Raw genomic sequence first — 18,270 nt, 5'->3', positions numbered from 1 at the left:
TCGTTTTATTTCACTTCCAGCACATTCAGACGCAGTTCTTCTAACTGACTGTCATCTTCTTCCGGCTGCCAGCCCGCAGGCTGCATTGGGATCTCTTCCCGGTCAAACGCCAGATCGCCACCGTTAACCACTTCTGATTCGTGGTTTATGCCTTTGAAGTCGAATAACTCTACATCCGCGAGATGGGAAGGGACGACGTTCTGCATCGCGCTGAACATGGTTTCGATCCGACCCGGATAACGTTTGTCCCAGTCGCGCAGCATGTCACCAATAACCTGACGCTGCAGGTTCGGCTGCGAGCCGCACAGGTTACATGGAATGATCGGGAAACCTTTAGCCTGAGAAAAGCGCTCAATGTCTTTTTCACGGCAGTAGGCGAGGGGGCGGATCACAATGTGCTTGCCGTCATCGCTCATCAGCTTAGGCGGCATGCCTTTCATCTTGCCGCCGTAGAACATGTTCAGGAACAGCGTTTGCAGGATATCGTCGCGGTGATGACCGAGCGCAATTTTGGTCGCGCCCAGCTCCGTCGCGGTACGGTATAGGATCCCGCGGCGTAAGCGAGAGCAGAGCGAGCAGGTCGTTTTCCCTTCCGGGATCTTCTCTTTAACAATCCCGTAGGTGTTTTCTTCGACTATTTTGTACTCAACGCCCAGATTCTCCAGATACTCTGGCAGAATGTGCTCAGGGAATCCTGGCTGTTTCTGGTCGAGATTCACCGCCACCAGGGAAAAATTCACCGGTGCGCTTTGCTGAAGATTACGCAGGATCTCCAGCATGGTGTAGCTGTCTTTACCCCCTGACAGACAAACCATGATGCGGTCGCCTTCTTCAATCATGTTGAAGTCTGCAATGGCTTCGCCTACGTTACGGCGCAAACGCTTTTGCAGCTTATTCAGGTTGTATTGTTCTTTTTTGTTAATATCTTGATTTTCTTGCATTTATCACTACCTTCGGAGCCAGCAGGGTCGAAAGACGGGTTAGAACTGGCAGATAAAAGCCAGCAGGCAAAAGTATGCCGCGTATGGTACGGATTCCGGCGACGAATACCAGCATGTTTTACAGCGGTGTTGGAATGATAAAAAGTCTTTATAAATTTCAGTGGACTTAACTTTTCTAAAGCCAGATGCCTTTCAGCCAAAATACATTCACGTTATTGCGTATAATGCGACCTCTGAATACGCTCAACATTCCCCTGGCCACTGCTATGACACTCAATCGTTTTTGTTATTTGCTTCTTTTTTTCGCTGCGACTGGCAGCCTTTTTACCTCGAATCCTCTTGTCATGTGGTTCGTATTCATCAATGTGCTGACGATGGCGATATATGGCGCCGATAAAATGGCGGCGCGAAAGGGCATGCGCAGAGTCCCGGAAGCCACTCTGCTGGCGTTCGGGGTGACAGGAGGTTGGCCTGGCGCCATTTTGGGACAACAGCTCTTTCGCCATAAAACGCAAAAGCAGCCCTTCAAAACCTACTTTATAGTCAGTATTGTCATGAGCATCGCAGCGATGGCGGCGGCTTATTACTTTTCTTCGTTATGAGCGTCGGTTGGCGTAACAAACATTCTTTTTACTGTATTCCTGCTACGCTTTTCTGTTGTACAAGGGAGCGCGATCATGAAGAACAAAGAAGAACAAACAGGATTGGTTGGGCTGGCGATTGGGGCTGCCGTTATTGGGCTGGTTTCAGCGCAGAAGCCGATCAACCGTGGAAGTATAGTTGAGGAACTGGTCAGGCTCGGCAGACAGAAGGGCGATGGCGTTGAAGACGAGGTGTTCGTCAAAGCCGCTGAGCTGGTCAGAAAAGGTGTATAGCGCTGTGTTGAGCCCGCAGAAAGCTGCGGGCCCGTAGGATCAGAACTGGTAAACCAGGCCTAATGCAACAACATCGTCAGTACTGATGCCGTTATTTTTGTAGAAGCTGTCGTCTTCGTCCAACAGGTTGATTTTATAATCAACATAGGTGGACATGTTTTTGTTGAAATAGTAGGTGGCACCTACGTCAGCATATTTAACCAGGTCCTGATCGCCCTGACCGTTGCCCAGATCTTTACCTTTGGACTGCAGGTAAGAAACCGCCGGACGTAGACCAAAGTCGAACTGATACTGAGCGGTGACTTCAAAGTTCTGAGTTTTGTTAGCTACATTAGCTTCGTTATCACCGTATGGCGTCATATTGCGGGTTTCGGAATACATTGCCGCCAGGTAGATATTGTTGGCATCATATTTCAGGCCAGCAGTCCATGCATCTGCTTTATCACCGCCCGCGGTTGTACGTGTAACCTGATCGTTGGTACGGTCAGAAGAGGTGTAAGCCGCGCCTGCACTGAAGCCCATGCCGAAATCATAGGTGGTAGAGATACCGAAACCGTCGCCGTTCTCATGACGCGTATCACGACCGTTGTTGGTCCCTTCCTGATTGTTATTGCCGGATTCGTTTTTGCCCTGGTATTGCAGCGCAAAGTTCAGACCCTGCACCAGGCCGTAAAAGTCGGTATTACGGTAGGTAGCCACGCCGTTTGCACGGCCGGTCATAAAGTTATCGGCGTAGGTGTATGAGTCGCCACCGAATTCTGGCAGCATATCTGTCCAGCCTTCCACGTCGTAAAGCGCACCATAGTTACGGCCATAATCGAATGAACCATAATCACCCACTTTCACACCCGCGAAAGCCAGACGCGTCCAGGACTGGTTATCAGACCCTTCGGTGTTGTTAGCCTGAACGTTGTATTCCCACTGTGCGTAGCCGGTCATCAAGTTGTTGATTTGGGTTTCGCCTTTGAAGCCCAGACGCATATAGGTTTGATCGCCATCTTTTGACGCATCGTCAGAAAAGTAGTGGAGACCATCTACTTTTCCGTACAGATCTAATTTGTTACCGTCTTTATTATAAATTTCTGCTGCATGTGCTGCGCCTGCCATTAACAGCGCAGGAATCATGAGGGCCAGTACTTTTCTTTGCATAGTGATATTCCTTTGCAATCATTTTTATTTAATTACTAGATGAACTTTCCACACTGGAAAGATGTCTCATGCTAAATCACTCCCAATGAGGAGTCGTAATTATATTTGTTACGTTTTAAGTAAATTCTCAACCAAATAATACCGGTGAAATCTTGATAGATTTCATGAATGTATTAACCGAAAATATACAAAACTAAAATTATTAATTGCTCGGGGAAAGAGGTAAGGTTGCCGTCGTTATATGCCTTTAAGATGTCTTCATCCATAATTGATGTGAATATTATTTAGTTATCTAAATAGTTTTCTGTGATCATCTGGATTAGCCCGGTGTGAATACATCGGGCTTTTTTTATGGCAAAAAAATGCCCGGACGAGCCGGGCAGGTAGACTTATTCGCTGGTCGCTTTATCCGCTTTCCCGGCCATCTGCGCCAGGAAGTCATAGCGTTTTTGCAAATCCGCGGCGGCATCTTTCCAGAGCTGTTCTGCTACCTCAGGCTGTTGCGCGTTGAGGCGGCGGAAGCGCTGCTCCTGCATAAGCGTCTCGGCAAGAGCATCAGATGGGGGACGTGAATCCAGCGCCAGCGGCAGTTTGCCTTCATCCGCACGGCGTGGGTCGAACCGGTACAGCGGCCAGAAGCCGGTTGCTGTGAGCTGACGCATCTGATCGTGGCTGAGAGCCAGATCATAGCCGTGCTCCTCACAAGGGCTGTAGGCAATGATCAGCGATGGGCCAGGGTAGGCTTCCGCTTCCTGAATCGCTTTCACGGTCTGATTAAGCTGTGCACCCAGTGAAATCTGCGCGACGTAAACGTGGCCGTACATCATCATGCTGACGCCGAGATCTTTACGCGCTTTGCGTTTACCGTGCTCACCAAATTTGGTGACAGCGCCTAATGGTGTCGCTTTAGAGGCCTGACCGCCCGTGTTGGAATAACACTGCGTATCCAGCACAAGAATATTAACGTTTTCGGTCAGACTCAGAACATGATCAAGCCCGCCGAAGCCGATATCGTAGGCCCAGCCGTCGCCGCCGATCAGCCAGATAGATTTCTCAACCAGCGCATCGGCATCCGTCAACACTTGTTCCGCACCCTCAACGCCCTGCAGCGCGTTGCGCAGTTCAGCGACCTGCTCGCGCCGCACTTCCGGCGTGGCTTCCGAGTGAAGTGCATCATTCAGTGCCGCAGGGATTTTATCGGCAAACTGCTCCAGCAGACGCATCACGCGCGCGCGGTGCTGGTCGACGGTCAGCCGGAAGCCAAGGCCAAACTCGGCGTTATCTTCAAACAGCGAGTTCGCCCATGCCGGGCCGCGACCGTTAGCGTCGGTGGTGTATGGCGTGGAAGGGAGGTTACCACCGTAAATAGACGAGCAGCCGGTAGCGTTGGCGATCAGCATTCGGTCGCCGTAAAGCTGCGTAAGCAGTTTAATATACGGTGTTTCTCCGCAGCCAGAGCAGGCACCCGAGTATTCGAACAGTGGGGTAATCAGCTGTGAGGTGCGAATATCAATACGTTCCAGCTTGCTGCGATCGATTTCCGGCAGGTTCAGGAAGAAGTCATAATTCACTTTCTCTTCTTCAACGTGTTCGAGGCGCGACATCATATTGATGGCTTTGATGTCCGGGTTTTGACGATCTTTCGCCGGGCACACTTCGACGCACAGGTTACAGCCTGTACAGTCTTCAGGGGCGACCTGCAGAACGTATTTCTGTCCGCGCATGTCGCGGGATTTCACATCCAGGGAGTGAAGGCTGGCCGGTGCGGTTTCCATCTCTTCAGGTGAAACCACCTTGGCACGGATGGCCGAGTGCGGGCAGGCCGCCACGCAGTGGTTGCACTGCGTGCACAGCTCTTCTTTCCAGATTGGGATCGCTTCGGCGATGTTGCGTTTTTCCCAACGGGTGGTGCCCATTGGCCAGGTACCGTCTGGCGGCAGCGCCGAGACGGGCAGGGCATCGCCCAGACCGGCCAGCATTGCCGCCGTTACGGTTTTCACGAAATCTGGCGCCGCGTCGGACACCACCGGAGGACGGTTCGGGCTGGCCGCATTCACCTGCTGCAGCGGTACCTCAAACAGCGATTCGCGCGCCAGCGCCAGCGCCTGCCAGTTACGCTCGACGAGCTCCTGGCCTTTACTGCTGTAGCTTTTGGCTATCGCCCCCTGCAGCTCCATCAGCGCACTGTCGCCCGGCAGGATGTTGGTCAGATGGAAGAAGGCCATCTGCATCACGGTGTTGATACGTGCCGCCAGGCCACATTCGCGGGCAATTTTGGCGGCGTTAATCACAAAAAGGCGGGCTTTTTTCTGGTTCAGCACCGCCTGCACTTCCTGCGGCAGCCGCGCCCAGACTTCATCAGCGCTGTACGGAGTGTTAATCAGGAAAATACCGCCAGGTTTCAGGCGCTCCGCCATCTGGTATTTGTCGATAAACTGCAGCTGATGGCAGCCCACAAAATCTGCCTGAGAGATAAGATAAGCCGAGCGAATAGGGTGTTCGCTCACGCGCAGGTGGGAAACGGTCAGCCCGCCCGCTTTTTTGGAGTCATAGACGAAATAGCCCTGGGCATACCACGGCGTCGAATTGCCGATGATTTTGATGTTGTTTTTGGTTGCTGAGACGCTTCCGTCGCTGCCCAGACCATAGAACAGCGCTTCGAGTTTGGCGGTCGAGGGCAGGGTGTTTTCCGGCAGCGACAGGGACAAGTTAGTCACATCATCATAAATGCCGACCGTAAAGCGCGGTTTTGGTTTCGCTGCATTCAGCTCGTTAAAGACCGCCAGTACGCAGTCCGGGCCAAACTCTTTGGATGACAAGCCATAGCGCCCGCCAATGACACGCGGCAGCATTTCACGTTCGCCGCTATTAAACGCTTCCGCCAGGGCCGTCATCACGTCCAGATAAAGCGGTTCCGCGTGCGCACCCGGTTCTTTGGTACGGTCAAGAACAGCAACGGATCGCACGCTCTCCGGAAGCGCTGAGAGCAAATGCTTAGCTGAGAACGGACGATAAAGCCGCACTTTAAGCACGCCGACCTTTTCGCCGCGGGTCAGCAGTTCATCCACCACTTCTTCACAGGTGCCGATGGCTGAGCCCATCAGCACGATCACGCGTTCCGCCTGCGGATGGCCATAATATTCGAACGGTTTGTACTCCCGTCCGGTGGCGGTGGCGAACGCATTCATCGCCTGTTCAACATGGTCATAAACCGCGTCGTACCACGGGTTGGTCGCTTCACGAGACTGGAAATAGGTATCCGGGTTTGCAGAGGTTCCGCGAATCACAGGATGTTCCGGATTTAGGGCGCGAGCACGGTGCGCATCGATCTCAGCCTGTGGCAGAAGATTGAGGATCGTATCGTCAGCCAGCGGAACGATTTTGTTGATTTCGTGGGAAGTGCGGAACCCATCAAAGAAATGAATAAACGGCACGCGGCTTTTCAGCGTCGCGATATGCGAAATCAGCGCGAAGTCCTGTGCCTCCTGGACGCTACTGGCGCACAGCATGGCGCAGCCCGTCTGACGGACCGCCATCACGTCTGAGTGATCGCCAAAGATGGAGAGGGCGTGAGTCGCGACCGTGCGTGCGGCGACATGCAGCACAAATGGCGTCAACTGCCCGGCTAATTTGTATAACGTCGGGATCATCAGCAGCAATCCCTGAGAGGAAGTAAACGACGTGGACAAGGCACCTGTCTGAAGCGCCCCGTGTACCGCGGCAATCGCGCCCGCTTCGGACTGCATTTCAACCACGCGTGGGACATCCCCCCAGACGTTTTTTACCCCGTTTCCGGCCCAGGCATCCGCCTGTTCGGCCATCGTGGAACTTGGCGTAATCGGGTAGATGGCGATAACTTCGCTGGCACGGAACGCAACTGACGCGACTGCACCATTACCGTCAATAGTTTGCATAGGACGACACCCTTACATTGCGCAAAAAGAGGGGCCTGTATAACGGCAACAAGCCCTGATAATTATCCTTTTATTTTAGCAAAGCTCAGGTTTTGCGATTTTCGCTTTTGTGTCCTCGATATTCCCGGCATCAATGAGTAGATCAAAGTTTTGCCGGAAAAATTGCGAGAAATTGTTTCTGGAGCGCATAAATACGCACATCCACTCTCGACGATGCGGCGCCGCGTGCCTATTATGCATAGGTTTGTCATTATTCATGGGGGAGAGAACATGCGCTCAGCGTTTTGGGTAGGGTGTGCCGCATTATTGTTGTCGGCATGTAGTAGTGAACCTGTTCAGCAGGCAACGGCGGCGCACGTCACGCCAGGTATGAGAGCCGCGATGTCAAGCTCCGGTCAAGCCAACTGTGCAATGATTGGCGGTTCGTTATCGGTTGCTCGCCAGCTTGACGGATCTGCGATTGGTATGTGCGCGTTGCCAAATGGCAAGCGCTGCAGTGAACAGTCGCTTGCCGTGGGATCTTGCGGTAACTACTGATTACTCAACGCGTTTAAACATCAGCGTCTTTTCGGCTGTCGCCAGCGTTAACTGGTCTTCAGTCAGGTCGACCTCTGCGCCTTTGCGCAGCATGTCGCCAATGGCCTGATCCAGTTCGTTAAGCTGCGGGTCAGTGCACAGTTTCCGGGTCATCGCCAGCGTTTTAACGGTGAGCGCGCCTTCGGACAATTTCCCCTGTCCGTTATAGCGGTTACACATCACGCCTGAGACAGTGATGTTTTTAACCAGGCTGATATCTGACAGCGCGCTAAAGCTTATTTCAGGCTGCGTTGCTGTTTTGGTGATGGCTTTACCGTCGACATTTTCCAGCACGAAACGGTGGTTCTGAAGCTGCTCCGGCTGAACGGACGCTTTACCCGGGTTAACGCAGCCCGCCAGGGCCAGGCTCAGAAAAGTTACTGCGACGAGCTTTTTCATTTTTCTTCTCAAAGTATCAATGCTGTGAATCTATTCAAGTGTAACGATACGCCTGTGCGAGTTAATGGGGTTTATCTGAAAGTGCGAGAAGAGACCGGGCAACAGAATGGTGCCCGGAACAAGGTGTTAGTGAGATTTAAACCCCGCCGCCGCCATCAGCATGCGGAAGAACATACTTACGGCGGCCAGCGCCAGGACGCTACCGCCCCAGATAATGGCCAGCCACATCAGACGTTTCCAGACAGGTTGTTGCATCAGTGATAACCCTCCCCATGCTGTACTTTTCCGCGAAATACGTAATAACTCCAGAAGGTGTAGACCAGAATAACGGGAATGATCAACAGTGCCCCCACTAACATAAAGCCCTGACTCTGCGGTGGTGCAGCGGCCTGCCATAAGGTAATAGACGGCGGGATAATGTGCGGCCAGATGCTGATCCCAAGCCCGCTGAATCCGAGGAAAATCAACCCCAGCGTGAGGACAAACGGCAGGTTATGGCTATCAGGATCCTTCAGGCTTCGCCACTGCCACAGGCTCAGTATCGCCACCAGCGCTGGGACGGGCAGCAGATAAAACAGATTCGGCAGCGTAAACCAGCGTGCGGCGATAGCCGGTTGCGCCAAAGGCGTCCAGATACTGATTGCCGCAATGAATACCAGAAGGACGATTAACAGCGTTTTTGAAACCTCACGCATCCGCTGTTGCAGGGCATTTTCGCTTTTCATCACCAGCCATGTTGAGCCTAACAGGGCATAAGCTATGACCAGACCTGCGCCACAGAAAAAGTTAAAGGCAGTGAACCAGTCAAAAGGGCCGCCGCTGTACGCGCGTCCGGTGACGGAGAAACCGTTAATCACAGCGCCGACCGTCACGCCCTGGGTGAACGTTGCCAGAATCGAGCCACCAATAAAGGCTTTATCCCAGAACGGACGGTGTGCCGGTGTGGCTTTGAAGCGAAACTCAAACGCCACGCCCCGGAAAATAAGTCCGATCAGCATTAACGTCAGCGGAATGGTCAGCGCGTCGATGATGACCGCGTAAGCTAACGGGAAGGCACCAAACAAGGCCGCGCCACCAAGCACCAGCCAGGTTTCGTTCCCGTCCCACACCGGCGCAACGCTGTTGACCATCACATCGCGATCGTCGCCGTTTTGCGTCGCGGGGAACAGGATGCCAATTCCCAGATCAAATCCATCCATCACGATGTACATCAGCGTGGCAAATACAATGATCACAAACCAGATAAGGGAGAGGTCGATTCCCATTATGGTTTCTCCTTACGTTCAGTGGTAACAGCAGATAGGGGGCGAGCAGGGCGACCATCAGATTCAGTGGCAAATGACTCATGAGGCTGAGGGCCTTTTTTGATCAGGCGTACCATATAGCTGTAACCCACTCCAAACACCGAGGTGTAAACCACGAAGAAGGCCAGCAGGCTGACGCTCATATGCAGATCGCCGTGCGCGGAAACCGCATCTTTCGTGCGCTGCAGTCCGTAGACCACCCACGGCTGGCGGCCCACTTCCGTAGTAACCCATCCGGCAAGGATGGCAATCAATCCGGATGGTCCCATCAGCAGGGCAAACCACAGGAAGGGACGAGAGGTATACAGCCGTTTTTTGTAGCGCAGCCAGACGGCCGCAACCCCCAGCAGCAACATCAACATGCCCAGGCCTGCCATAATGCGGAACGACCAAAAGACGATGGTTGAGTTAGGTCGGTCTTCTTTCGGAAACTCCTTGAGCGCGGGAACCTGTTTTTCCAGGCTGTGGGTCAGGATCAGGCTACCAAGCGCCGGGATCGCCAGCCCAAAGCGAGTGCGCTCCTGCTCCATGTCCGGCCAGCCGAACAGCAGCAGCGGCGTCGGTTCACCCGGCGGGTTTTCCCAGTGGCCTTCAATGGCGGCAATCTTGGCGGGCTGGTGCTTTAAGGTGTTCAGCCCGTGCATATCGCCCACCATCGCCTGAATGGGGGCCACAATCAGGGTCATCCATAGTGCCATGGAGAACATGGCGCGAATGGCAGGTGTCCTGTTATCGCGCAGCAGGTGCCAGGCGGCAGAAGCACCAACAAACAGCGCGCTACTGAGGAAGGCGGCTATCGACATATGCAGCAGGCGGTACGGGAATGAGGGGTTAAATACCACGGCAAACCAGTCTACCGGCACGACCTGACCGTTGACGATCTCATAGCCTTGCGGGGTCTGCATCCAGCTGTTGGAGGAGAGGATCCAGAAGGTCGATATAATTGTCCCCAGCGCCACCATACAGGTCGCAAAGAAGTGCAGACCCGGACCGACTTTGTTCCAGCCAAACAGCATCACGCCAAGGAAACCGGCCTCAAGGAAGAAGGCGGTGAGCACTTCATAGGTCAGCAGCGGGCCGGTAATACTGCCCGCAAACTGTGAAAATCCACTCCAGTTGGTGCCAAACTGGTAGGCCATGACCAGCCCGGAGACCACGCCCATACCAAAGTTGACGGCGAAGATCTTCGACCAGAAATGGTACAGCGAGCGCCAGACCGGATTTTTTGTTTTAAGCCACAGCCCTTCGAGTACAGCAAGATAGCTTGCCAGGCCGATGGTGATTGCCGGGAAAATAATGTGAAAGGATACGGTAAAGGCAAACTGTATCCGCGCAAGGTGAAAAGCATCTAAACCAAACATGCACAGCCTCAATGTCAAACGGTGTGCTGTTATGGTATAGGGGGGCAAAGTCGACTATCAGAGGCAGAAAAGTAAAATTTATGCATAACAGATTGCTAACTCTTGACATTTAAGTCATCTGATATAGGTCGGTAATTAAGAATAAGAAAATTCTTTTTATGAATTTTACGCATTAAACTGCTTGCCTTGTCGTCTACGTCGTGCGTTAATGGTCTTCTGGTTTTGAGTCCAAATAAATATCTGACGTAGTTTTATAAAGCAGTTCTCATCACGTTGTGCCTCTCCGCAGCCTCTCTTGGGTCTTTATCTACTTTCCGATTAGTTTTGTTTAAAACCATTATTGTCTGATCGGCTCATGAGTAATTTACGTTTTTACGTTTACAGGAGAATCCTATGACTTCTTATATCCATTTTCGCTGCCCATGCTGTCATGGCTCGCAGTACCGTACTTCAGTTTTTGATGTGTCTGAGAAAAATCCTCACGGCGCGAAATGCATTTTTTGCAAATCGTCGATGGTTACTCTCGACCATCTGGCCGCAGCACGTTCTGCCCAGAGCCATAACACTGAGTACCGAAAGTAATCAACAACGCTTTCCATAACAGTTAGCAAAATCTTCTCTTTTTCTCCTGCTGATATACACTGTCGGCAATAAGGAGAATCTGATGAAAAAATACCAGCGTCTGGCGCAACAAATTATCTCGCAGATTGAGCTTGGCGTATGGCTGCCGGGCGATAAGCTGCCTTCGCTGCGAGAGCAGGTGGCGAGCAGCGGCATGAGTTTTATGACCGTGGGCCACGCTTATCAGATGCTGGAAAGCCAGGGGCGCATTGTCGCCAGACCGCAATCGGGCTATTACGTTGCCTCGCGCCCGACTGCTCAACAGCCTGCTCCTCCGGCTCAGGTGATGCGCGATGAAGTGGTCGACATCAACACCTATATCTTTGACGTGCTGCAGGCCAGCCGCGATCCCTCCGTCGTGCCCTTTGCTTCCGCATTTCCCGATCCGCGCCTCTTTCCGCTTCAGCAGCTTAATCGCTCGCTGGCGAACGTCAGTAAAACCGCCACCGCGATGAGCGTGATTGAAAACCTGCCGCCGGGTAACGTCGATCTTCGCCACGCCATTGCCCGCCGCTACGCGCAGCAGGGGATGAACATCTCGCCTGAAGAGATTGTCATTACCGCAGGCGCGCTTGAGGCGCTGAATCTTAGCCTGCAGGCCGTCACCGAACCCGGTGACTGGGTGATCGTTGAAAATCCTTGTTTTTATGGTGCTCTCCAGGCGCTGGAACGCCTGAAGCTGAAGGCCCTGTCAATAGCGACCGACGTGCGCGAGGGGATCGACCTGAATGCCCTTGAACAGGCCCTGAATGATTATCCGGTAAAAGCCTGCTGGTTAATGACCAACAGTCAAAACCCGCTTGGCTTCACGCTGAGCACGGAGAAAAAGGCGCAGCTGGTGGCGCTGCTCAGGAAGCATAACGTCACCCTGATTGAGGACGACGTTTACAGCGAACTCTTTTTTGGCCGTGAAAAACCGCTTCCAGCCAAGGCCTGGGACAGGCAGGACATGACGCTGCACTGCTCCTCATTTTCAAAATGTCTGGTGGCCGGTTTTCGCATCGGATGGGTGGCGGCGGGAAAACATGCGCGCCGCATTCAGCAGCTGCAGCTCATGAGCACCTTATCAACCAGCTCACCCATGCAGCTGGCGCTGGTGGATTATCTGGCGACTAAACGGTATGACGCCCATCTTCGCCGCCTGCGCCGCACGCTGGCCGAGCGCAAACAGCAGGGGTGGCAGTCGCTTTTGCGCCATATGCCTGCTGGCGTCAAAATCCATCACAACGACAGCGGCTATTTTTTATGGCTGGAACTTCCGGCGCAGCTGGATGCCGGGTTGCTTAGCGAGAAAGCATTAGTCCACCACATCAGCATAGCCCCAGGAAAGATGTTTTCAACGTCAGACAGCTGGACGCCGTTTTTCCGGTTTAATACCTCCTGGTCGTGGGGAGAACGGGAAGAACAGGCTGTTATTCAGTTGGGAAAATTAATTAGCGAGATGCTGGAATAAATCGCGTAGTCGGCTTTTAAATAATCCTTTCTTATCTTTATGACGGCGCTGCGAATATCCCTCTGCGCCGCATCATAGGAAATCTGCATACTCCCTTCCTCCGCTAACTCCTTGTCTATAATCCAGTTAACGGGGAATGCGCCCTCGGTCACACCTTGATGAAATTTCCTTTAGCCGAAAGGTGCGGCGCATTTGCGCGGTCTACGTTTAATTAAGGAGATATTTTTACGGCAAGGCTGCCGCTAAATTTCATTGCGACTGGAGTAAATCTAATGAGCAAAAATTTTGCCCGCAGCAGCCTGTATGCGCTTGGCATGACAATCATGACCGTGCAAGCCGCCGAACCGCCAAAGGCCATTGGCGACGGGGAAGGACGACTGGATATTATTGCCTGGCCGGGGTATATCGAACGCGGTCAGACGGATAAAAATTATGACTGGGTGACCCAGTTTGAAAAAGAGACCGGATGTACCGTCAACGTCAAAACGGCGGCCACTTCCGATGAGATGGTCAGCCTGATGGCGAAAGGGGGATATGATCTGGTTACGGCCTCCGGTGACGCCTCGCTGCGCCTGATCATGGGGAAACGCGTTCAGCCGATTAACCCTGATCTCATCCCCAACTGGAAAACCCTCGACGCACGGATTGTGAAAGGGGAATGGTTTAACGTCGACGGGAAAGTTTACGGCACGCCGTATCAATGGGGGCCAAACCTGCTAATGTACAACACCAAAACCTTCCCGACGCCGCCGGACAGCTGGAGCGTGGTATTCACCAAACAGAATTTGCCTGACGGTAAAACCAACCAGGGACGCGTGCAGGCGTACGACGGCCCGATTTATATCGCCGATGCCGCGCTGTTCGTCAAAGCCACTCAACCGCAGTTAGGTATCAAAGACCCGTACCAGCTCACCGAAGAACAGTACGCTGCTGTGCTCAAGGTGTTGCGCGATCAGCACGCGCTTATCCACCGCTACTGGCATGACACCACCGTTCAGATGAGCGACTTTAAAAATGAAGGCGTGGTGGCCTCCAGCGCCTGGCCGTATCAGGCGAATGCCCTGAAGGCAGAGAACCAGCCCGTTGCCACCGTCTTCCCAAAAGAAGGCGTAACTGGCTGGGCGGACACCACCATGCTGCACGCGCAGGCAAAACACCCAATGTGCGCCTACAAATGGATGAACTGGTCGCTGACGCCAAAAGTGCAGGGCGATCTGGCGGCCTGGTTTGGCTCGCTGCCGGTGGTTGCGGAAGGTTGCAAAGCCAGCACGCTGCTCGGTGATAAAGGGTGTGAAACCAACGGTTATAACAACTTTGAAAAAATCATGTTCTGGAAAACGCCGATTGCGGAAGGGGGTAAATTTGTCCCATACAGCCGCTGGACGCAGGATTACATTGCCATCATGGGCGGTCGTTGAACGTCCGGGAGCAGAACATGACGTACGCAGTAGAGTTTAATGACGTCTCCCGTCTGTACGGCGACGTCCGAGCGGTTGATGGGGTGACTATTGGCATTCGTGACGGAGAGTTTTTCTCCATGCTGGGGCCTTCGGGCTCCGGTAAAACGACCTGCCTGCGCCTGATTGCCGGTTTTGAACAGCTGAGCGGCGGCGCGATAAAAATCTTCGGTAAAGAAGCCAGCGAATTGCCTCCCTGGGAGCGTGACGTCAACACCGTCTTTCAGGATTATGCGCTGTTTCCGCACATGTCGATCCTCGACAACGTGGCGTACGGGCTGATGGTTAAAGGTGTCGACAAGAAAAAACGCTACGCGCTGGCCGGTCAGGCGCTGGAGAAGGTCGGCCTGAGTTTTGCCGTCGCGCGTAAGCCTTCGCAGCTCTCCGGCGGCCAACGCCAGCGCGTGGCGATTGCCCGCGCGCTGGTGAACGAACCCCGCGTGCTGCTGCTGGACGAACCGCTAGGCGCGCTCGACCTGAAACTGCGCGAGCAAATGCAGTTTGAGCTGAAAAAGCTTCAGCAGGAGTTGGGCATTACCTTTATTTTCGTCACCCACGACCAGGGAGAAGCCCTGTCCATGTCGGATCGGGTGGCCGTCTTCAACAACGGGCGCATCGAGCAGGTTGATACCCCGCGCGACCTTTACATGCGTCCTCGTACACCGTTTGTCGCCAGTTTTGTTGGCACCTCTAACGTTTTTGATACCGCGTTGGCCCGCCAGGTCTGTGGAATGGAGGGGATGTATTCGCTGCGTCCGGAACATATTCGTCTCAATGAGGGAGGTGATGTTCAGGTGCAGGGCGTAGTACAGGCGGTACAGTATCAGGGCGCGGCCACGCGTTTTGAACTGCGTCTTGCAGACGGTGCGAAACTGCTGGTCAGCCAGGCGAATCTTACCGGAGGCGCGCTCCCGGCGGGGGTTGCGCCCGGACAGCAGGTGCTGGCCTCGTGGTCACGCGAGGCCATGGTGTTGCTCCATGAGGAGAGGTGAAATGGACATGAGCGTTTCACCCACGCCCACGCCACAGGGTAGGTTAAGCCGTATTACCGCAGTGTTCTGGCGTAAACCCTTACTGGGTCTGTTCTTGCTCCTGCTCGCGCCGCTGATGTGGTTTGGCATCGTCTATTTGGGTTCGCTTCTGACCTTGCTGTGGCAGGGTTTCTATACGTTCGATGACTTCACCATGTCGGTGACGCCCGATCTCACTTTTGCGAACATTCAGGCACTTTTCAACCCGGCAAACTACGACATCATCTTGCGCACGCTGGTGATGGCTCTTGCGGTCACTTTCGCCAGCGCGATCCTCGCATTTCCGATGGCATGGTATATGGCGCGTTATACCCGCGGTAAGTGGAAAGCCTTTTTCTACATCGCAGTGATGCTACCTATGTGGGCGAGTTATATCGTTAAGGCTTATGCCTGGACGCTGCTGCTGGCGAAAGATGGCGTGGCGCAGTGGTTTCTCAGCCATTTGGGGCTTGAGCCGCTCCTGATTTCTCTGCTTACGCTTCCGGCGATTGGCGGTAACACGTTGTCGACATCAGGGCTGGGGCGCTTTCTGGTCTTCGTCTATATCTGGCTACCGTTTATGATCCTGCCCGTGCAGGCGGCGCTGGAGAGGTTACCCGCTTCTCTGCTACTGGCGTCTGCCGATCTGGGCGCGCGTCCGCGCCAAACCTTCCGCTACGTGGTTCTGCCGCTGGCTATTCCGGGGATTGCGGCAGGATCAATATTTACCTTCTCGCTGACGCTTGGGGATTTTATCGTGCCGCAGCTGGTGGGGCCGCCGGGATATTTCATCGGAAACATGGTCTACGCCCAGCAGGGTGCCATCGGGAATATGCCCATGGCTGCTGCGTTCACGCTGGTTCCGATTGTGCTGATCTCCCTTTATCTGGCGTTCGTGAAACGCCTGGGAGCATTCGATGCACTCTGATCGCGCACCGTTGTTCCTGAAAGTCGCCGCGTGGGGTGGGGTCATCTTCCTCCACTTCCCCCTGCTGATTATCGCGATCTATGCGTTCAATACTGAGGACGCGGCTTTCAGCTTCCCACCGCAGGGGCTAACGTTTAAGTGGTTTAGCGTGGCGGCAGGGCGTGGGGATATTCTCGAATCAGTGACGTTGTCACTTAAAATCGCCAGCTTATCCACCGCCATTGCACTCGTGCTTGGCACGCTTGCTGCAGCGGCACTGTGGCGCAGCGAGTTCTTTGGTAAAAACGCGATCTCTGTGCTGCTGCTATTGCCGATTGCACTGCCGGGGATTATCACCGGCCTGGCGCTGCTGACGGCATTCAAAACCATCAACCTTGAGCCGGGATTTTTCACCATCGTTGTAGGACACGCCACCTTCTGCGTGGTGGTGGTTTTCAACAACGTGATTGCCCGCTTCCGGCGCACGTCCTGGAGTCTGGTGGAAGCGTCGATGGATTTAGGTGCAGACGGCTGGCAAACCTTTCGCTATGTGGTGCTGCCTAATCTTGGCTCGGCGCTGCTGGCCGGAGGGATGCTGGCGTTTGCGCTATCGTTTGACGAAATTATCGTGACGACATTTACGGCGGGACACGAGCGCACGTTACCGCTGTGGTTGCTGAACCAGCTCGGTCGCCCGCGGGACGTACCGGTCACCAATGTTGTTGCACTGCTGGTGATGCTGGTCACAACCATCCCCATTCTGGGAGCCTGGTGGCTAACCCGCGACGGCGAAAACGGTGCCGAAAGCGGGAAATAACATTGATTTCAACAGGATAATGCTATGCAAAAACTACTGCTGATTAATGGTGAACTGGTGGCCGGTGAAGGGGAAATGCAGCCGGTCTATAACCCTGCCACTGGCGACGTACTGCTGGACATTCCTGAAGCGTCAGCGGCGCAGGTGGATGCGGCCGTTCAGGCTGCGGATCGCGCGTTTGCACAGTGGGGGCAAACGACGCCTAAAACCCGCGCCGAGTGTTTGCTGAAGCTGGCTGATGCCATTGAAGCGCATGCTGAAGAGTTCGCCCGGCTCGAATCCCTTAACTGCGGAAAGCCTTTGCACTGCGCGCTGGGGGACGAAATCCCGGCGGTGGTCGACGTGTTTCGCTTCTTTGCGGGCGCGGCGCGCTGCCTGAATGGACTGGCCGCCGGAGAGTATCTTGAAGGGCATACGTCAATGATCCGCCGCGATCCGGTAGGCGTCGTCGCGTCCATTGCGCCGTGGAACTACCCGCTGATGATGGCAGCCTGGAAGCTGGCCCCTGCGCTGGCGGCAGGCAACTGCGTGGTGATAAAACCTTCTGAAATTACCCCGTTGACGGCCTTAAAGCTGGCCGAGCTGGCCAGAGACATCTTCCCGGCAGGCGTACTTAACGTTCTCTTTGGTCGCGGTAAAACCGTCGGTGACCCGCTCATCGGGCATGAAAAAGTCCGCATGGTCTCACTCACCGGGTCGATTGCCACGGGCGAGCATATTATCAGCCACACGGCTTCCTCAATTAAGCGCACGCATATGGAGCTGGGTGGCAAAGCCCCGGTGATTGTTTTTGACGATGCCGATCTGGATGCCGTGGTGGAAGGTGTGCGCACGTTCGGTTTTTACAACGCCGGACAAGATTGCACCGCCGCCTGCCGTATCTATGCCCAGAAGGGCATTTACGCCGCGCTGGTTGAGAAGCTGGGGGCCGCCGTCGCCAGCCTGAAAATGGGGGCGCCGGAGGACGCGTCGACAGAACTTGGCCCACTCAGCTCTGCCGCACACCTTTCACGCGTGTGCACCGCGGTTGACGAGGCAAAAGCGCTGAGCCATATCCGCGTGGTGACCGGCGGGAGTAAACACGAGGGGGCGGGCTACTACTTCCAGCCAACCCTGCTGGCCGGGGCGAAGCAAGAAGATGCAATTGTTCAACGCGAGGTGTTTGGTCCGGTCGTCAGCGTGACGGAATTTGACGACGAAGCGCAGGTGCTTGCCTGGGCCAACGATTCACAATATGGCCTGGCGTCATCGGTCTGGACCAAAGACGTGGGCCGCGCTCATCGTCTGAGTGCGCGCCTGCAGTACGGCTGCACCTGGGTAAATACCCATTTTATGCTGGTGAGTGAAATGCCGCACGGCGGCATGAAACTTTCAGGCTATGGAAAGGATATGTCGGTGTACGGGCTTGAGGATTATACGGTTGTCCGGCACGTCATGATAAAACACTAAAATCATGCCCGGCGGCCAGTATCGCCGGGCGTTTTAT

The 18,270-nt window shown here is 54.2% G+C and carries 17 protein-coding genes and 1 pseudogene; 10 read left to right on the top strand and 8 right to left on the bottom strand.

The window, feature by feature from the left end:
• Positions 1–5: 5 nt before the first annotated feature.
• Together ttcA and N2K86_RS11735 are read right to left on the bottom strand one after the other, a co-directional pair.
• Positions 6–941 (bottom strand): tRNA 2-thiocytidine(32) synthetase TtcA, encoded by a 936-nt coding sequence (gene ttcA / locus N2K86_RS11740; RefSeq protein ID WP_260658720.1) that lies wholly within the window; start codon positions 939–941, stop codon positions 6–8.
• Positions 942–970: 29 nt separating this feature from the next.
• A pseudogene (locus N2K86_RS11735) lies at positions 971–1,072 on the bottom strand (site-specific integrase); the annotation flags it as partial.
• Positions 1,073–1,207: 135 nt separating this feature from the next.
• Between N2K86_RS11735 and N2K86_RS11730 the strand changes: the two are divergent.
• Complete coding sequence (locus tag N2K86_RS11730; protein ID WP_260658719.1) at positions 1,208–1,543, top strand: DUF1294 domain-containing protein; 336 nt, start codon at positions 1,208–1,210, stop codon at positions 1,541–1,543.
• A gap of 75 nt (positions 1,544–1,618) precedes the next feature.
• Positions 1,619–1,816, top strand: coding sequence for a hypothetical protein (locus N2K86_RS11725; RefSeq protein ID WP_260658718.1), 198 nt, complete (start codon positions 1,619–1,621; stop codon positions 1,814–1,816).
• Positions 1,817–1,855: 39 nt separating this feature from the next.
• Here the strand turns inward: N2K86_RS11725 and ompC are convergent, their stop codons facing one another.
• Positions 1,856–2,965, bottom strand: a complete 1,110-nt coding sequence (gene ompC, locus N2K86_RS11720; protein ID WP_260658717.1) for a porin OmpC — start codon at positions 2,963–2,965, stop codon at positions 1,856–1,858.
• 389 nt (positions 2,966–3,354) lie between these two features.
• Positions 3,355–6,879 carry a pyruvate:ferredoxin (flavodoxin) oxidoreductase gene (nifJ, locus tag N2K86_RS11715; protein WP_260658716.1) on the bottom strand — a complete coding sequence of 1,175 codons (3,525 nt, stop codon included), beginning with the start codon at positions 6,877–6,879 and terminating at the stop codon, positions 3,355–3,357.
• Positions 6,880–7,149: 270 nt separating this feature from the next.
• On the opposite strand from nifJ, the gene N2K86_RS11710 reads away from it, so the two are divergent.
• Positions 7,150–7,416, top strand: a complete 267-nt coding sequence (locus N2K86_RS11710) for a putative hemolysin (RefSeq protein WP_010431552.1) — start codon at positions 7,150–7,152, stop codon at positions 7,414–7,416.
• Here the strand turns inward: N2K86_RS11710 and hslJ are convergent, their stop codons facing one another.
• The 4 genes from hslJ to N2K86_RS11690 all read right to left on the bottom strand — a co-directional run bounded on the left by hslJ (position 7,417) and on the right by N2K86_RS11690 (position 10,519).
• The gene (gene hslJ / locus N2K86_RS11705; RefSeq protein WP_260658715.1) at positions 7,417–7,854 is read right to left on the bottom strand and encodes a heat shock protein HslJ; all 438 of its coding nucleotides are present in this window, start codon (positions 7,852–7,854) and stop codon (positions 7,417–7,419) included.
• A gap of 126 nt (positions 7,855–7,980) precedes the next feature.
• Complete coding sequence (locus N2K86_RS11700) at positions 7,981–8,109, bottom strand: DUF2474 domain-containing protein (RefSeq protein WP_042713512.1); 129 nt, start codon at positions 8,107–8,109, stop codon at positions 7,981–7,983.
• Complete coding sequence (cydB, locus tag N2K86_RS11695; protein WP_260658714.1) at positions 8,109–9,119, bottom strand: cytochrome d ubiquinol oxidase subunit II; 1,011 nt, start codon at positions 9,117–9,119, stop codon at positions 8,109–8,111. Before cydB ends, N2K86_RS11700 begins: the two co-directional genes overlap by 1 nt.
• Positions 9,119–10,519, bottom strand: a complete 1,401-nt coding sequence (locus N2K86_RS11690; protein ID WP_260658713.1) for a cytochrome ubiquinol oxidase subunit I — start codon at positions 10,517–10,519, stop codon at positions 9,119–9,121. The genes cydB and N2K86_RS11690 overlap by 1 nt, the downstream gene beginning before the upstream one ends.
• Positions 10,520–10,912: 393 nt before the next feature.
• Between N2K86_RS11690 and ymcF the strand changes: the two genes are divergently transcribed.
• From ymcF to patD, 7 genes are all read left to right on the top strand, one after another.
• Complete coding sequence (gene ymcF, locus N2K86_RS11685) at positions 10,913–11,101, top strand: cold shock small protein YmcF (RefSeq protein WP_260658712.1); 189 nt, start codon at positions 10,913–10,915, stop codon at positions 11,099–11,101.
• Positions 11,102–11,183: 82 nt separating this feature from the next.
• Positions 11,184–12,593, top strand: a complete 1,410-nt coding sequence (locus N2K86_RS11680; protein WP_260658711.1) for an aminotransferase-like domain-containing protein — start codon at positions 11,184–11,186, stop codon at positions 12,591–12,593.
• A 272-nt stretch (positions 12,594–12,865) separates the two neighbouring features.
• Complete coding sequence (gene ydcS / locus N2K86_RS11675) at positions 12,866–14,011, top strand: putative ABC transporter substrate-binding protein YdcS (protein ID WP_260658710.1); 1,146 nt, start codon at positions 12,866–12,868, stop codon at positions 14,009–14,011.
• Between the two features lie 17 nt (positions 14,012–14,028).
• Positions 14,029–15,042, top strand: a complete 1,014-nt coding sequence (locus N2K86_RS11670; RefSeq protein WP_260658709.1) for an ABC transporter ATP-binding protein — start codon at positions 14,029–14,031, stop codon at positions 15,040–15,042.
• A gap of 7 nt (positions 15,043–15,049) precedes the next feature.
• Positions 15,050–15,988, top strand: coding sequence for an ABC transporter permease (locus tag N2K86_RS11665; RefSeq protein ID WP_407065285.1), 939 nt, complete (start codon positions 15,050–15,052; stop codon positions 15,986–15,988).
• On the top strand, positions 15,978–16,784 hold the full coding sequence (locus tag N2K86_RS11660) for an ABC transporter permease (protein ID WP_260658707.1): 807 nt from the start codon (positions 15,978–15,980) through the stop codon (positions 16,782–16,784). The genes N2K86_RS11665 and N2K86_RS11660 overlap by 11 nt, the downstream gene beginning before the upstream one ends.
• 24 nt (positions 16,785–16,808) lie before the next feature.
• Entirely contained in the window at positions 16,809–18,233 is a 1,425-nt protein-coding gene (patD, locus tag N2K86_RS11655; RefSeq protein WP_260658706.1) for an aminobutyraldehyde dehydrogenase, read from the top strand.
• Positions 18,234–18,270: the final 37 nt, after the last annotated feature.

This window comes from Enterobacter mori, from assembly GCF_025244905.1.
GTDB lineage: Bacteria > Pseudomonadota > Gammaproteobacteria > Enterobacterales > Enterobacteriaceae > Enterobacter > Enterobacter mori_A.
The sequence above is the reverse complement of the archived record's forward strand: the minus strand, read 5'-3'. Positions and strand labels throughout refer to the sequence as shown.

Bases quoted from the DNA above. Each gene is read 5' to 3' on its own strand.
- N2K86_RS11700 (WP_042713512.1), bottom strand. From the start codon at position 8,109: ATGCAACAACCTGTCTGGAAACGTCTGATGTGGCTGGCCATTATCTGG.
- nifJ (WP_260658716.1), bottom strand. From the start codon at position 6,879: ATGCAAACTATTGACGGTAATGGTGCAGTCGCGTCAGTTGCGTTCCGT.
- N2K86_RS11680 (WP_260658711.1), top strand. From the start codon at position 11,184: ATGAAAAAATACCAGCGTCTGGCGCAACAAATTATCTCGCAGATTGAG.
- ymcF (WP_260658712.1), top strand. From the start codon at position 10,913: ATGACTTCTTATATCCATTTTCGCTGCCCATGCTGTCATGGCTCGCAG.
- ydcS (WP_260658710.1), top strand. From the start codon at position 12,866: ATGAGCAAAAATTTTGCCCGCAGCAGCCTGTATGCGCTTGGCATGACA.
- N2K86_RS11710 (WP_010431552.1), top strand. From the start codon at position 7,150: ATGCGCTCAGCGTTTTGGGTAGGGTGTGCCGCATTATTGTTGTCGGCA.
- N2K86_RS11665 (WP_407065285.1), top strand. From the start codon at position 15,050: ATGAGCGTTTCACCCACGCCCACGCCACAGGGTAGGTTAAGCCGTATT.
- patD (WP_260658706.1), top strand. From the start codon at position 16,809: ATGCAAAAACTACTGCTGATTAATGGTGAACTGGTGGCCGGTGAAGGG.
- N2K86_RS11730 (WP_260658719.1), top strand. From the start codon at position 1,208: ATGACACTCAATCGTTTTTGTTATTTGCTTCTTTTTTTCGCTGCGACT.
- N2K86_RS11670 (WP_260658709.1), top strand. From the start codon at position 14,029: ATGACGTACGCAGTAGAGTTTAATGACGTCTCCCGTCTGTACGGCGAC.
- cydB (WP_260658714.1), bottom strand. From the start codon at position 9,119: ATGGGAATCGACCTCTCCCTTATCTGGTTTGTGATCATTGTATTTGCC.
- ttcA (WP_260658720.1), bottom strand. From the start codon at position 941: ATGCAAGAAAATCAAGATATTAACAAAAAAGAACAATACAACCTGAAT.
- N2K86_RS11725 (WP_260658718.1), top strand. From the start codon at position 1,619: ATGAAGAACAAAGAAGAACAAACAGGATTGGTTGGGCTGGCGATTGGG.
- hslJ (WP_260658715.1), bottom strand. From the start codon at position 7,854: ATGAAAAAGCTCGTCGCAGTAACTTTTCTGAGCCTGGCCCTGGCGGGC.
- N2K86_RS11660 (WP_260658707.1), top strand. From the start codon at position 15,978: ATGCACTCTGATCGCGCACCGTTGTTCCTGAAAGTCGCCGCGTGGGGT.
- ompC (WP_260658717.1), bottom strand. From the start codon at position 2,965: ATGCAAAGAAAAGTACTGGCCCTCATGATTCCTGCGCTGTTAATGGCA.
- N2K86_RS11690 (WP_260658713.1), bottom strand. From the start codon at position 10,519: ATGTTTGGTTTAGATGCTTTTCACCTTGCGCGGATACAGTTTGCCTTT.